Source organism: Virgibacillus aidingensis, from assembly GCF_010994035.1.
In the GTDB taxonomy this organism is placed as follows: domain Bacteria; phylum Bacillota; class Bacilli; order Bacillales; family Amphibacillaceae; genus Virgibacillus_N.
Genome location: NZ_WIXN01000025.1, coordinates 1 through 14,266 on the forward strand (window position 1 = coordinate 1; position 14,266 = coordinate 14,266).

Sequence of the window (14,266 nt, forward strand, 5' to 3'; positions counted from 1 at the left end):
CGAGCTACCCCAAAAATCGATCGAGCTACCCCAAAAATCGATCGAGCTACCCCAAAAATCGATCGAGCTGCCCGAAAAATCGATCGAGCTACCCCAAAAATCGATCGAGCTACCCCAAAAATCGATCGAGCCGAATATAGCATCCACCTCTACTTTATAGATGACAGGGTAAAAAAATCAGGAAATCATTGCTTCGGTATCCAACTCTATTAATCTGTACTACCATTGGCCCGTGTAAGAACTCACGTTTTTAAATATATTTCCATAATTATTATTTCCTATGAAGAGGAAAACAGTCGTTACTATTCTATTATTAAATGAAATAATTTTCCAAAATATCTGTACCTTTAGAATCAATTGTCGGCTTAATCATTCCAATCTTCAGATAATAGTTATATAATTTAATAGAAAGTCAAAAAAATGATAGAGGAGGAAAAGGGAATGAGTCTGAAAAGATTTATGTGGGCTTTTCTGGCTGTTGCGGGGGTAGTCATGATTATTTTTACTTCCTTGGAATTAAACTCCACTTCCGCGTCACCTACAGCCGTGGAAAAAGAACCGCCGGAAACGGCAGTCGTTGAAATTGTCGTGCCGGACGGGGAAGCTGTGGACAATCTGGCAGAAAGCGGCTATGAATTAACAGGCTATGCCAGTGATAAAAATGGGCAGCTTGAAGTTCATGCGATTGTCACAGAAGCAGAAATGGAGATGCTTGAAATGGAGGGTTATGAACTGACCGTCATTCAAACATCTCAAGATGTTGAAAGAATTTTGGCAGAACGGGAAAGAAAATTAAATCAGGGAATGTCTTTACTTAGTGCTGAGGACAATATTGACGTCTTCAGATCAGATTACTTCACCAATCAGTTTGGCACATTTTTATACCTGGAAGCAAAGTCAAGTGCCGGTTCTCATGTGTCGATGAATGCTTCATGGGTGGATGAAAATGGGGAAGACCAAACGGCATCCATGAGAAGTAAAGTGGATTATGGGGAATATTTATATCACTATGTGCTGACGAAAATTGATTCTGTACCGGAAAATGTGGTGATTACTACCAGTCAGCAAGGGTCTGTGGAAACAGAATTAACCGAATGGATCAGTGATGGTACTCCAGTAGGGGATGACTACCTGAGCGATTTTGTTGACCATTATATGGATCCAATAGAAATAGAAGATAGAATCCTTTCTTTAGCGGAGGAGTTTCCGGAACTGGCGGAAATAATTGAGCTGCCTTATGAAACAAATGGCTACAGAAGGCATGCCCAGGCTACGTTTGGAAATACGGCAGAGGCTGCATTTGTCCTGACATCAGAAGCATGGGGCCATGAAGGCGGCAATGATATTACGGTGGACGTTCAAGCTGCAGAAGGAGAAAATCAGGAGCTGGAAGTCACCGTGGAAGGCAATGAGATCACGGTTGCCCTGGGGACAGATGATGCTGGTGAGCCTAATAGCACAGCAAATGATGTAATTAATGCAATCAATGACCAGGCGGGTGACCTGGTAACTGCAACCAATTACAGAGATTCCAGCGGCGATGGCGTTGTTGAGGCTGAAACAGGCATTACTTTAACTGATGGATTAAATGCACCAGATGAAATTTCCAGAGAACCACGCACGGTCAAGGCAATCCGTATTGGTAAAGAACGTGACGGATCCAAGCCAGGCGTATTGGGATATTCTCAGGAACATGCCCGTGAGTGGGTAACACCGCTGGTTTCTGTGGAGACGGCGGAAAGACTGCTGCGGAACTATTATATTGATGAGGATACGAGGGAATTAGTGGATAATCTTGATATCTTTATCTTACCAACAGTGAATCCGGATGGCGGGATCTTTTCATTCTATGATTACAACATGCAGCGTAAAAATATGACGAATCACTGTCCTGCTGAAACTGGAGATCCAGGCTATCGCAACCAGTGGGGCGTTGATCTAAACAGAAACCATGCAGTCGGCTCTGTTTATGATGGATGGATTGGCGGTTCAACTAATTGTCTTTCCGGAACGTATGCCGGGCCGGAAATAGAATCTGAGCCGGAAGCAAAGAATATCGTCTGGCTGGCTGAGGAATTTGAAAATATTGAATTTGCGATGAATATTCATGCCCATGGCGGTTACTTTATGTGGTCTCCAGGAGCTTATGATGCAGACCGCAATCCATTACCGCGCCCTACAGCAGGGGAAGAGGCTTACTACTGGCAGGCTTCAGAACATATATTGACTGAAATCAAAAACCATCGCGGCACTGTCATTCATCCGGGAAGAACAGGTCCGATTCCGGATGTGCTGTATTCAGCAGGGGGCAACTCTGCCGATGCGTTATGGTATAACCATGACATATATGCATGGAACTTTGAAGTAGGTGCACAACTATGGGATGAGGAAAGAGATCGATGGGTAAGTGTTGGTTTCCAGCCTGAATTTGAAGAAGGCCATGAAGAAGCAATGGAATTTGCAAACGGGCTCATTGGTTTATTCGAGGTTGCGCTTGAAAATGCCAATGATGATGTAAACCCGGAAACTTGGATCTCACCGGAAGCAGGAACATACAATGATCCTGTGGAGGTCGACTTTGAGATGAGTGAACCGGCTACGGTATATTATACACTGGACGGTTCCAGACCAACATTTGATTCCGACGTAATTAATGTGGCCGGAACAAGAATGGCTGGAGAAAAACTGACGATTGAAGAATCAACAACGATCAAATGGTTCTCCGTAGACCCGGCAGGAAATATTGAAAACAATTATGACCCTGAAGGAGAAGACAATAACTATAATGAAGCTGAAATTGTTATTGACTATCTTCCTGAAGGTGTAAGCGCAGCAGGCATTAAGTCGCTTGTAGAACGCTTTGAAAACGAAGAGGATTTTGCTGATGAAGCAGCACCTCGTACGCTTAAAGCCCATTTATCCGCAGTGGATCTGTTTGAAAAGCAGGGTGATGCGGACAAAGTCTTAAGGCATATGAACAGTTTCTTGCTGCTGCTGAATCATCAGAATGACAATGATTTAATCTCCGGTAAAGCCTATCGAATTATTGAAGGCTACTCAAATGAGTTAATTGATTTATGGTCATCTGAATCAGATGCCGGAGAAGCTATGTAGTAACATATGCTGCAAAAAAAGCAGGGGAATGTGCCGGAGGGCCATTTTCCTGCTTTTTCATGGTAACATAAGTAATTTCGATAGATGTACAGGTTCTATAGCTGAGACCTATGATAACTATAGGGAACCCCTTATTGATCATGCACCACTCATGATCTATCCTTAAATATAAGGTAAATATAAGGAGGTTTTATGAATGGAAAAAGCAGTATTTTATCATGCCGGCTGTCCTGTTTGTGTGGATGCAGAGAAAATGGTCCTGGATTATTTGGATAAATCCAAGGTAGACGTCGAAGTGGTTGATTTTAATAATGATGCTTCCAAGATAAGCGAAGCAGAATCTGCAGGGGTAAAATCGGTACCTGCCCTTGTATTAAATGGACAAACATATCATATCAATCACGGAGCAAGTATGGAAGAAGTTAAAAACGGTTAATAAAAATAAAAACGGGAGGCATATTTTCAGCACCTCTCGTTTTTTTGCATTTTCATCATTCCTGTTCAGTCCGGCTTCAGGATTTAAGTTCAGGAAACAGCTTTGATTGCTTTCATGATTTGCCCTATAAATGTTTGGGTGGTTGCACATATAAATTTATTTTTTCTATATATAAAGCCGATTTCCCTTTGGGGTGTCGGGTTTATTAATTTTACTTTAACAACCCCCGGGTTATTAAGTGTGTCCAGATAAGGTTCAGGCAGAATAGTGGCACCAATCCCCTCAGAAACCATTTGGATGATAGATTCCAGGGTGGTCATTTCCAAGACAGGATTCAGTTTAAAACCGAGTTCCCTGCAGTAAGTGTCAATAAGCTGACGGAGATAATAACTTTCCGGAAATAAAATAGTGGACACATTCTCTAACGTCTTCATATCCACTTCTTTTAAGTGAGCCAGTGGATGCTCTGAATAAACTGCGAGAGATAATTCTTCTGTAAATAGTGGCATGGAATCAAATTCCTTTTCCTCCACAGGCAAAAATGTAATCCCCAGATCTAACTCGTTTTCAAGTAATTCTTTTTTGATATCATTGGTTTTAAGTCCATAAACAGACAACTTCACATTCGGATATAGCTGCTTAAATTGTTTGATTGCAGGCGAAAGTAAATAGTTTACACATGTCAGAAGGGAGCCGATTTCCAGTTTACCTCTTTGAAGTTCATTTAAATCTCTCAGTGCAGCTTCGGCCTGTTCGATTTCAAAAAATACGGATTGGCCATGTTTTAATAAAATTTTCCCTGCCTCGGTTAAGGCAATTTTTTTGCCGATCCGGTCAAATAAAGGAATCCCCACTTCATCTTCCAATCGCTTTATTTGTTCACTCAGTGTGGGCTGTGAGATCTTCAGCTTTTCGGCTGCCCTTGTAAAGTGCAGTTCTTTACTTACCACCATAAAATACTCCAATTGTCTTAATTCCATATTTATCCCCTTAAATGATAGGCTTTACATTTATTATGAAGGAAATCATAGGCAAACGCAATGGTATGGTTTATGTCAGGGATAATGGATGACAGGACTTTGCTTTTTTAATAATGTCCATAACTCTTGTATGAAAATTTATATATAAAAAAGGAAAGGCAGAAGCCATACAAAAAAATGCATGGCTTCCTGAATCAATGTCTGCTATCTTTTATAGGTGTCATCGTCCTCGCTTCGGATGTCCGATGCGTTTCTTTCTTCTCCAAACTCTGTTCCATAACTTAAATTTCGTTGTTCGTTTCTTGAAGTGTTTCCTTCTTCCATTGGTTCAAATAATAAAGTTATACAATACAGCGCACTTAAACCAACTAAAGCATAAACCAGTCTGGCAAGCGCTGATTCCTGACCGCCAAAAATGGCAGCGACCAGATCAAATTGAAAGAACCCAATCAGACCCCAGTTTATTCCACCTATAATTAATAATGTGAGCGCTATTCGTTTTAACACTTCCATAATTTTCACCTCCAAAAAGCTTTTATGTGAAAAGAAGTTACGTCTTCCTTTCAATTTTTTGCTATTATTGATTATTTATACCCCAGGACAAATAAAATTTTGAAAAAGTTTTTACCTGCAGGAGAAATGGAAATGAGGTTATAAATTGCACGCGAATGCCGGCAGGGAACATGCTTATCGTTTTTATATGCTGCATACAAGAAATAAAATCACCTGGGCAGGGGAAGCATGTGAAAATACAATAGTGCTTTGGCTGGGCTGGCCGAACATGAAATTTGCATACCGCGAATGAAAAATGGCTGGAAAGGGTACAAGGAAAGTATTCCTATTTGAACACCAGATGCGGGCAGTCCTGAGTCATGAAGGGCTGACTGTGAGGTCATTTTAAAAAAAGAGGTGATTGGCATATGAGTTTAAAAGAAATTTTTGACAATCAAAAACCAGTTGGAGATACTGCGAAATATTATACGGCAAGGGGAGAGGATGGCATGGTATCCTCCCCGGTTAAGGAAGCTGCAGAGGCAGGGGAAGAAGTACTGAAAGAAGGGGGGAATGCGATTGATGCTGTCATTGCCATGCAGCTTGCTTTAACTGTAGTGGAAGGAATGAATACAAGTATTGCTGCGGGCGGCTATATTTTATATTACGATAATAAAACGAAGAAAACAAAGGTGATAAACGGTCACAGCAAAGCACCGGGAGCCACAACACCTGATATATTTTACAATAAAAACGGGGAACTGGCTCCCTTTGATGAACGGTCTGTCAGCGCAAAATCGGCAGGTGTTCCGGGAATTATGAAAGCCCTGGAATTGGCCCATGAAACTTATGGAAGCAAGTCGCTGGAACGGCTCATTGACCCGGCTATTGGGCTGGCGGAAAATGATTACCGTGTCAGCAGCCTGTGGGAGCGGACGATAGATAATTTTAAAGACCGAATGGGAGACGAAGCAAGGAAGATATTTGTTCCTGGCGGCAAGCCGTTGGTAGAAGGGGATGTCATTCGCCAGCCGGATCTTGCCAAGACTTTGAAAATCATTCGAAAAGAAGGGTTTTCTTCTGTTTATGAAGGAGAAATTGCCGATGCGATCGTAGAGACTTTAGAAAAAATGGGCGGCATTATGAAAAAGGAGGATTTAAAAAACTATAAGGCTTCTATTGAGGAACCATTATGGGGGAGCTACAAAGGATATGAACTGGCATTTCCTGCACCGCCAAATGGAGGAGGATTAGCCATATCCCAGCTGCTGAAAATGTTTGAAAAGCTGAATATCAGCCAATATGGTGTGCATTCCTGGGAAAAATATCATCTCGTTGCAGAGTCAATCAGGCTGGTACTGGCTGATCAGCAGACACATATAGCGGATCCTTCTTTCGTTAAAATACCATTAAGGGGTTTATTTGCGGATCAATATATAGAAGAGAGATTAAAACTCATTGATTTTAAGGAACGGAAACAGGAAATAGCACCCGGCGACCCGTGGAAATATGAAGAAAGCAGGCCAAATTATAAACAAAAACAGGATAAAAGCTTCCATGGGATGGAAACTACACATTTCACAGCGATAGACAAATGGGGAAATGTTGCTGCATGCACATCATCTATTGAGCGGATTTTCGGATCGGGGATTATGGTTCCCGGCTATGGCTTCATGATGAATAATGATTTAACGGATTTTAATCCGGAGCCTGGAACGGTAAATGCAGCGGAGGCAAACAAATTTGCAGTGAGTTCCAAGTCTCCGACGATTGTTTTTCATGAAGGCAAGCCGTTTTTCACACTCGGCTCACCTGGTGCGGAAACGATTGTCGGCTCTGTTGCACAAGTGCTGCTGCATGTCCTTGATTATAAAATGGATCTGGGGGAGGCCATTGATGAACCGCGGATATTCAATAACCCACAGCTTTCCTGGCAATGGGAAGACGGCATTAATGAACAGGCGATGGAGAAATTAACGGAATTGGGATACAAACTGGATAGAGGTTTTGAAAAAGTATCCGCAGATGACCGGCTTGGGGATGTCAAAGGTATTATGATTAATCCATGGAACGGAAAATTGTACGGAACCGCAGATTCACCAAGACCGGGAAGAGCAATTGGTTTAGATGTCGGCAAGGGAAAATAAAAGTAAAGAGGCATCAGCAAATGCAGCGATTTGCGGGATGCCTCTTTTTGGTTTAGAGGGATGCTGTTGAGTGTTGTTGCCAAACTGCTGATTCTCAGCGGGAAAAGGAAAAAGGGATTTTTAGTCTATTGAGCTGTTATCTGTTTAGGTCCTGTTTACATATGAAAAATGGGACGAGGTACCTGTCCCCTCGTCCCATTTTCTTAAGAGTTGTTATTGTTGTTGTTATTTTGCTGGCGGCTTCTTCCGCCTTTTTTGCCGATTTCCTCATAGAATTCTTGATCATGGTTGCGGGAAGTAGTTTCTCCACCCTTTTGTCCTATATCCTGATAGAACTCCTGATCATGGTTGCGTGAGGTTTTTTCCCCGCCTTTTTGGCCGATCTCTTCGTAAAACTCCTGATCATATTTCTGAGAAGTAGTTTCTCCGCCTTTTTGCCCGATTTCCTCATAGAACTCCTGATCATGATTTTTGGAAGTGGCATTACCGCCCTTTTGTCCTATATCTTGATAGAACTCCTGATCATGATTTCTTGCTGTTTTGTTTCCGCCCTTTTGTCCTGCTTCCTCACGGGACATTTTGTTGTTATTGTTCTTTTTGTTTTGAGCCATCGGTAACATCTCCTTTCGATAGTTTAGGCGGTGAGATCGCCTTACATTTGTTTGTTTTCCACGTATGGTATTTTCTAAACCTTATTTTGTTGAGATTTATTTAAAAACTATTTTTTATGTCTTCCGTTTAGCTTGTCCATCACGTTCTTGGCTACATTTTCTTTTTCTTTTTTTTCTTTATCTTTTAATTCAAATTCCAGCCTGTCTTCCTTCGTCAAATTGAAATACCGCTCTTTTTTTGGAGGTTCTTTTTTATTTGATGTCATCGCAAACTAGCCTCCTTTCCACTGGTAATTAATTTTGGGATCAATATAGTTTTTTCTTTTCACCCATACGAAGCCGTCGCCCTTTGAAATGACAGCTACATCTACTGGCGGTCCAACAGATTCTGTGGCCCTGGTCACCCTGCGTTTGAAGGAAGTCAGGTTTACAAGTGCTTCCGTCATTTCCGCCAGTTCCTCTATGGGTAAAGATCTGACGACTCCCAACAGCGGATAGATGTAATTTTGCTGCTGGTATTCATCTACAGCCTCATGAATGGAGGTATACACTTCTTTACCCAAGTTTTTCATGGAGGTAACCTGTTCATCCGTTAATTCAATACCTGTATGCTTCTTAAGTTGTTCGTGATAGTTCATGAATACTTTATGGATGATTTCAAACATGGCATCTGCCATGGTTGGTTCTATCCCGTGCATAAACGAATCAACCATCTCTGTCTGGCCAAAGGCAGTGATGCTTGCGGTTCCATCTTTTTTGTCAGGGGTGTAGCTGATTTTTCGTTCTTTCAGTTTCTTATATTTCAATTGGCCAAAGACGAACCCTTCCAGTCTGTAATTCAGCAAATGCGGGAAAATTTCTTCTTCTCCATATCCGCAAATGACTACACCGCTGCTCCCCGCACTGAAAAAATCTTTTCTCACTGCTTCAAATGCCAGTTCACATAATTTTTCCTTTAAAGCAGGGGAAATTGGACTGGATACCAATTCAGCAGTTATCTCTTTTATGAGCGGAAGGAAAGCTTCCTTAAAAGAAGCATAATCTATATCCAAAAAACACTTTTCCATCTCTTTCATTGCCTTTAAGCTGGCCTCAGTTCTTTCCATCAGCCACACTTGTATTTTGTCATCCATATTATCCTCTTCCGGGTGTTGCTCCATTTTTTCCTCTACTTCTTTTACTATATTTTTTAAGATGTCAGAGTAAGTGCGGTCGACGATAATACTTTCAATTTCTTTGTTTTTGAAACGCACATCATCGTTTAAAAATTGAAGCAATCCCTCTGCATACCCTGTCAGGTCGGCAAATTTTTTAACCCCCAAATGTTCGCGGTAGGATTTAATAATGATATCCCATGGTACTTCCATAAAAGAAGCTGCACCATAAATCATCATACCCACAGGATGGCTGCCGGATAAGGAAAATAATTTATTGGCAGAGTTATACACCTTTTGAATCCCGTCCCTGCCGCTGGTGATTGCACTGTCAGCTGCTAAGGACATACCTTTTTTATTCATAATAACTACTTCAGATGTCATTTCATCCATCCTTTCTTACCTTCCCTGATATTAAATATGTTACCGTAATAGTAGAGCTTGAAACAGAAGAAAGGAGGAAATTTTGTTGTTTCCTGTATAGCGTAAATTTGATTAAACCAATTTTTTTCATCTATGTTTAGCCTGCCTGCCAATAGGAAAAATAAAGACCACCAGGTATTCATTTATTAAGTTATTATGCAGGGTTACCAGGAAAAAACAGGAGGAAGAAAAATGGCGCAAAACAGTAAAACAACAAACAGAAAAAGTTTAATCGATTATAAGATATTTATTCCATCCCTCATCATTATTATTGCAATCAGTATTCCTTTTTCTCTTTATGAGACGGCTTCATTGGATCTGTTGAATGATATATTTGATTTTATCGTTAATACATTCAGCTGGGGTTATATCTGGTATGCCATTGTTCTCGTGGCAGCGGGTTTATACTTATCTTTTTCCAAATATGGGGACGTGGTCATGGGCGACCCCATGGAAAAACCGAGATTTACCATGTTTGAATATGCATCCATTCTCATCGCGATGGGGCTGGGTTCAACTATTATGCGCACCGGAATGACGGAGTGGACACAAGTAGCACTCGATCCGCCATTTGGTGTAGAACCGGAATCTGCAGAAGCGCTGCTATGGGGAAATGCTTATGGAATGTTCATGTGGAGTGTGCAAGTGTTTGCCATATTTGTGATGGCTGCACCGGCATTCGCTTACATTTTGCACGTAAAGAAAAGGCCGCTCATCCGGGTCTCCGAAGCAACCAGGGTACTGTTCGGGGATAAATTTACCGATGGCCTTGGCGGAAGATTGCTGGACATCCTGTTTCTGATCAGTATTCTTGCAGGAGCGGCAGTAACACTTGGTTTGGGCGCACCAATTGTAACCTATAACATTGCAGAGATTTTTAACATAGAGATAACCTTTATGCTGACATTGATCGTTACCTTAATTTGGGTGTTTCTGTTCTCTATCAGTGCCTATTTAGGTATTGAAAGGGGAATAAAAAGGTTAAGTACATTTAATATGTATTTTGCTGCAGTGTTTGCTATTTTTATTATGGTCATTGGCCCGGGGATTTTTATTCTCTCTTATTTTTCGGATACTATTGCATTTTTATTTTCCAACTATCTTCAGATGTCCCTGTCCACTAATTCTCTTGCATTGGGAGAGATGACGCATATAGAAAGCAATACGGTGTTCTGGTTTGCCTACAGTGCAACCTGGGCTATGCTGCATAGTGTATTTGCAGCGAAAATATCCCGAGGCCGGACGGTCAGGGAAATGATTATGACCTATTTGCTGGCACCAACACTTATTTCCTGGATTGCCACAGCAGTTTTGGGCGGGCTCGGGGTACACAGATATATTACAGGTGAAGTTCCCGTGCTTGATATAGCTGCTGAAGATGTCATGGCGGCCATTCCGGCAATTTTAAGCAGTCTGCCGCTGGGGACAATTGTCATGATAGGTTTTGTTATTATTGCGATGGTATTCCTTGTGACAACACTTGATTCCACCACCTACACCATCGCATCTTATACAAGCAGGGAAAACATGGCCAAATATGAACCATCCAAGCACTTGCGCCTTATTGTAGCTGCAGTCATTACGGGTCTGGCATTGCTGCTGATGCGTATTGGGGGACTGCCGCCGCTTGAAGTCCTTTCAGGCATTATGGGCATTCCGATTATCGCACTGCAATTCATCTTAATATATGCCGCCAAAAAGATGATGGACAATGACCGCGCATGGGAAACAAACGTCAGAGAAGAAGGCAAACCGAAAAATAGAAGGAGAAGATAGTGCACAATAAAGAAGTGAATCGCTTCAAGCTCTTTCCATAGTCAATCAATTTTAGACTAAGGCAGTTCCCACTTATTATTTATAGTGTGAACTGCCTTGTTTTTTCAGCATAACTTTCATTCCGGTGCGTCCTTATCCGCAATTTCTGTATGTTAATTTTTATAATCTATATACTATTATTTCATACAAGATGTTCTGGGACACGTATGACTACCCTATTTTCATCCCGGTTTACAAAAGGTGAAAACATGTCCTTAAATGGCCAAGTCAAGCATATAATTTCATGATTACTTGTTACAGGAGGAAAAAATGTTCACCTTACTAGAAAAAGCGGTTATTTGGATGGCTTTACTGCGATTAATTTCAGGATCGATTGAGGTATTTGCGGCATATTTGATGGTGAAATTCAACGAAGTGGACAAAGCTGTAATTATAAACAGCTCTCTTGCGTTCGTTGGTCCATTAATACTAATTTTTACAACGACCATCGGTGTAATAGGCATGTCAGATAAATTATCCTTCGGTAAGTTCTTTTGGATTCTTCTTGGTATACTTCTAATTATTTATGGTGTTAAGAAGTGATTCGGGATCCTGGTTAAGTACCATGCTATAATTATTTTTACTTTTTCGATTTGTAATATGGGCCAGGATTTCTTCGGTATACATAGAAAAAACCGGATCCGTGCGCTGGCGCGGTCTTGATAAATGAATTGGCTGATTGAGGCTGATTTTTCCGTTGTCCATTAAGACTACCCGGTCTGAAATGGCGACTGCCTCTTCCACATCATGGGTGACAAGGATTGCGGTGAAATTTCTGTTTTTCCATAATGATTCTATTAAATCCTGCATCTCCAGACGGGTAAGTGCGTCCAGTGCCCCTAATGGTTCATCCAGAAGCAGCAGGGATGGATCATGAACTAAAGCCCTCGCCAAAGCAACACGTTGTTTCTGACCACCTGATAGTTTGGATGGATAGTCATGGATTCGTTCCTTCAGCCCAACTTGTTCCAATGTTTGGATTGCTTTTTGCCTGGACGCCATCCCAAGGCCTAAACATACATTGTCTATCACCCTTTTCCAGGGCAGGAGCCGGCCATCCTGAAACATCATTCTTGCTTTTTTATTTAACCCGCTTAGTGGATTCCTGTTTAATTCAACTGATCCCTGATTAAAATCCTCCAGGCCGGCGATGATGCGCAGCAAGGTACTTTTGCCGCAGCCGCTTTTTCCTACAACGGCTACAAATTCTCCCTGGCTTATCTGAAGGTTAAGTCCCTTTAACACTTCCCGCTCATCAAAACTTTTTTCGATATCATGGATGGATACATGGATTTCTTCATAATCCTCTGTGTTCAATGATTACCCCTCCAATTAGTTATTCCATTTTAATAATTTTCCTTCAAAACATCTGGCAATGACATCGGATAATTTTCCGAATAAAGCATAAATAACAATGCTTAATACTATTACATCCATTTGCATAAATTCACGGGCATTCATTGCCATGTATCCAATACCTGTTTGGGCTGAAATGGTTTCGGCGACGATTAGCGTTAACCACATTACGCCCAGGGAAAACCGTATACCTACCAAAATAGATGACATAGCCCCGGGCAGTATGACATGAAAAAAGAGTTCCTTTCCTTTCAGCCCATAGGCTTTGCCCATTTCAATCAGGTTTTTATCGACTGATTTGATCCCGTGATAAGTATTGATATATACCGGAAACAGAACACCCAGTGCTACGAGAAAAATCTTGGATGTTTCCCCGATTCCAAACCATAAAATAACGAGTGGAATTAATGCCAGATGGGGAATATTGCGCAGCATCTGAATAGAGGTATCGAAAAAAAGATCTGCAAATCGGAAAACTCCGTTAAACAGGCCCAGTAAAAACCCCAGGATACCTCCTATTAAAAATCCTGCCAATGCCCTCCCCAAACTAATGGACATATGATCGTACAGTTCCCCTGACGCCGTAAGTTCAATGGCAGCTTCAACTATTTGTGTAGGGGCAGGCAGTATTCTTTCCGGGATTGCCCCTGTCCATGACAAGTATTGCCATCCGGCAAGCACCAGGAAGGGGATAAACCATGGGAGGATTTGTTCTGCAGGACCTTTTGTTCTCCAATTCATATGTTTTGCCCCCTTTTTAGCTTAGTTCACCATAAATTCTTTTACATCCAGCTCTTTGGGTATGATGTCCAGTTCGTAAAATTTATCTGCAATACGCTGCTGCTCCTCAATAATTTCTTCTGTTATTTGTTCCACACCGTATACACGGCGTTCCACCGTTTTTTTGACCGAATCTTTATCAAGATTAAGAATAGGAGCGAGCATATCTACAAGATCTTCATGGTTTGTATTCGCCCATTCTGAAGAAGCTTCTATTTCCTCTAAAATGATCTCGATTGCCTCCCGGTGGTTTTCCGAAAATTCGGTTGTTGCCACAAAGAAGTCCCTGTCCGTTGTTAATCCCTCTCCGTTAATAAGCATCTTCCCATCAGAATGAAGCTCTGTGGAAGCAGCATATGGATCCCAGACTACCATCGCATCGATCGTTCCTTGCTCAAAAGCTACTCTTGCATCACCCGGGTTAAGAAATGCGGGATCAATATCCGAGTAAGCAAGACCTGCTTTTTCCAAAGCTTTTACGATTAAATAATGGGAGCTTGAGCCATTTGCAAATCCGATTTTTTTATTTTTTAAATCTGTCAATTCCTCAATGTCAGAATCCTGCGGAACCAGTATCCCGCTCCCTTCATACTTTGAAAACCCTACTGCAATATAATGAAAAGGGGAATCAGCGGCTTGTGCGAAAATAGGAGGCGTATTGCCGGTTCTGCCAAAATCAATACTTTCTGCATTAAGCGCTTCCAATAATAATGGCCCAGCTTGAAATTCATTCCATTCCACAGCATAGCCTATAGATTCCAGCCTTTCATCCAATGTACCAAGTGATTTTAGAATAATTAATGGACCGTTTTTCTGATAGCCAATACGCATGACATTGTCATCTTCCGAGTCAGAAAAGGCATTACTGTTAACACTGCAGCCGGAAAACAAAATGATTGAAAAGAGAGTTGCCATAAGTAATGCGGTTTTTTTCCCCATTTAGTCCAAACCCTTTCCT

General features: G+C 41.5%; 14 protein-coding genes. 6 read left to right on the forward strand and 8 right to left on the reverse strand.

Going from position 1 to position 14,266, the window contains the following annotated elements; translation table 11 throughout:
- Positions 1-441: 441 nt before the first annotated feature.
- Positions 442-3,114, forward strand: a complete 2,673-nt coding sequence (locus GHD25_RS17125) for a M14 family metallopeptidase (RefSeq protein WP_164219131.1) — start codon at positions 442-444, stop codon at positions 3,112-3,114.
- A 196-nt stretch (positions 3,115-3,310) separates the two neighbouring features.
- Positions 3,311-3,550: a glutaredoxin family protein gene (locus GHD25_RS17130; protein ID WP_164219133.1), complete on the forward strand. Its 240-nt coding sequence runs from the start codon at positions 3,311-3,313 to the stop codon at positions 3,548-3,550.
- Positions 3,551-3,639: 89 nt separating this feature from the next.
- On the opposite strand, the gene GHD25_RS17135 is transcribed toward GHD25_RS17130, so the two are convergent.
- Positions 3,640-4,530 (reverse strand): LysR substrate-binding domain-containing protein, encoded by an 891-nt coding sequence (locus GHD25_RS17135; protein ID WP_164219135.1) that lies wholly within the window; start codon positions 4,528-4,530, stop codon positions 3,640-3,642.
- A gap of 204 nt (positions 4,531-4,734) precedes the next feature.
- Positions 4,735-5,043: a DUF378 domain-containing protein gene (locus tag GHD25_RS17140; RefSeq protein WP_164219137.1), complete on the reverse strand. Its 309-nt coding sequence runs from the start codon at positions 5,041-5,043 to the stop codon at positions 4,735-4,737.
- Positions 5,044-5,188: 145 nt separating this feature from the next.
- Between GHD25_RS17140 and GHD25_RS17145 the strand changes: the two genes are divergently transcribed.
- A complete protein-coding gene (locus GHD25_RS17145) occupies positions 5,189-5,335 on the forward strand; it encodes a hypothetical protein (RefSeq protein ID WP_164219139.1) in 147 nt (48 codons plus the stop codon).
- A gap of 115 nt (positions 5,336-5,450) precedes the next feature.
- On the forward strand, positions 5,451-7,169 hold the full coding sequence (gene ggt, locus GHD25_RS17150) for a gamma-glutamyltransferase (protein WP_164219141.1): 1,719 nt from the start codon (positions 5,451-5,453) through the stop codon (positions 7,167-7,169).
- A gap of 203 nt (positions 7,170-7,372) precedes the next feature.
- Here ggt and GHD25_RS17155 read toward each other — a convergent pair whose 3' ends face one another.
- From GHD25_RS17155 to GHD25_RS17165, 3 genes are all read right to left on the reverse strand, one after another.
- Positions 7,373-7,780 carry a KGG domain-containing protein gene (locus tag GHD25_RS17155; protein ID WP_164219143.1) on the reverse strand — a complete coding sequence of 136 codons (408 nt, stop codon included), beginning with the start codon at positions 7,778-7,780 and terminating at the stop codon, positions 7,373-7,375.
- 107 nt (positions 7,781-7,887) lie between these two features.
- The gene (locus GHD25_RS17160) at positions 7,888-8,046 is read right to left on the reverse strand and encodes a hypothetical protein (RefSeq protein WP_164219145.1); all 159 of its coding nucleotides are present in this window, start codon (positions 8,044-8,046) and stop codon (positions 7,888-7,890) included.
- Positions 8,047-8,052: 6 nt separating this feature from the next.
- Positions 8,053-9,327 carry a hypothetical protein gene (locus GHD25_RS17165; RefSeq protein ID WP_240452403.1) on the reverse strand — a complete coding sequence of 425 codons (1,275 nt, stop codon included), beginning with the start codon at positions 9,325-9,327 and terminating at the stop codon, positions 8,053-8,055.
- 222 nt (positions 9,328-9,549) lie between these two features.
- Here GHD25_RS17165 and GHD25_RS17170 point away from each other — a divergent pair, with 222 nt between their 5' ends.
- Both GHD25_RS17170 and GHD25_RS17175 read left to right on the forward strand, forming a co-directional pair.
- Positions 9,550-11,133: a BCCT family transporter gene (locus GHD25_RS17170; RefSeq protein WP_164219147.1), complete on the forward strand. Its 1,584-nt coding sequence runs from the start codon at positions 9,550-9,552 to the stop codon at positions 11,131-11,133.
- 309 nt (positions 11,134-11,442) lie between these two features.
- Positions 11,443-11,715, forward strand: a complete 273-nt coding sequence (locus GHD25_RS17175; protein WP_164219149.1) for a YqhV family protein — start codon at positions 11,443-11,445, stop codon at positions 11,713-11,715.
- On the opposite strand, the gene GHD25_RS17180 is transcribed toward GHD25_RS17175, so the two are convergent.
- From GHD25_RS17180 to GHD25_RS17190, 3 genes are read right to left on the reverse strand one after another with little or no spacing between them, the layout of a single operon-like run.
- Complete coding sequence (locus GHD25_RS17180) at positions 11,689-12,489, reverse strand: ATP-binding cassette domain-containing protein (RefSeq protein ID WP_205601381.1); 801 nt, start codon at positions 12,487-12,489, stop codon at positions 11,689-11,691. The two genes, GHD25_RS17175 and GHD25_RS17180, sit on opposite strands and share 27 nt — an antisense overlap.
- A gap of 15 nt (positions 12,490-12,504) precedes the next feature.
- On the reverse strand, positions 12,505-13,269 hold the full coding sequence (locus GHD25_RS17185) for an ABC transporter permease subunit (protein WP_164219151.1): 765 nt from the start codon (positions 13,267-13,269) through the stop codon (positions 12,505-12,507).
- Between the two features lie 21 nt (positions 13,270-13,290).
- Entirely contained in the window at positions 13,291-14,247 is a 957-nt protein-coding gene (locus GHD25_RS17190) for an aliphatic sulfonate ABC transporter substrate-binding protein (protein ID WP_240452404.1), read from the reverse strand.
- Between the last annotated feature and the right edge of the window lie 19 nt (positions 14,248-14,266).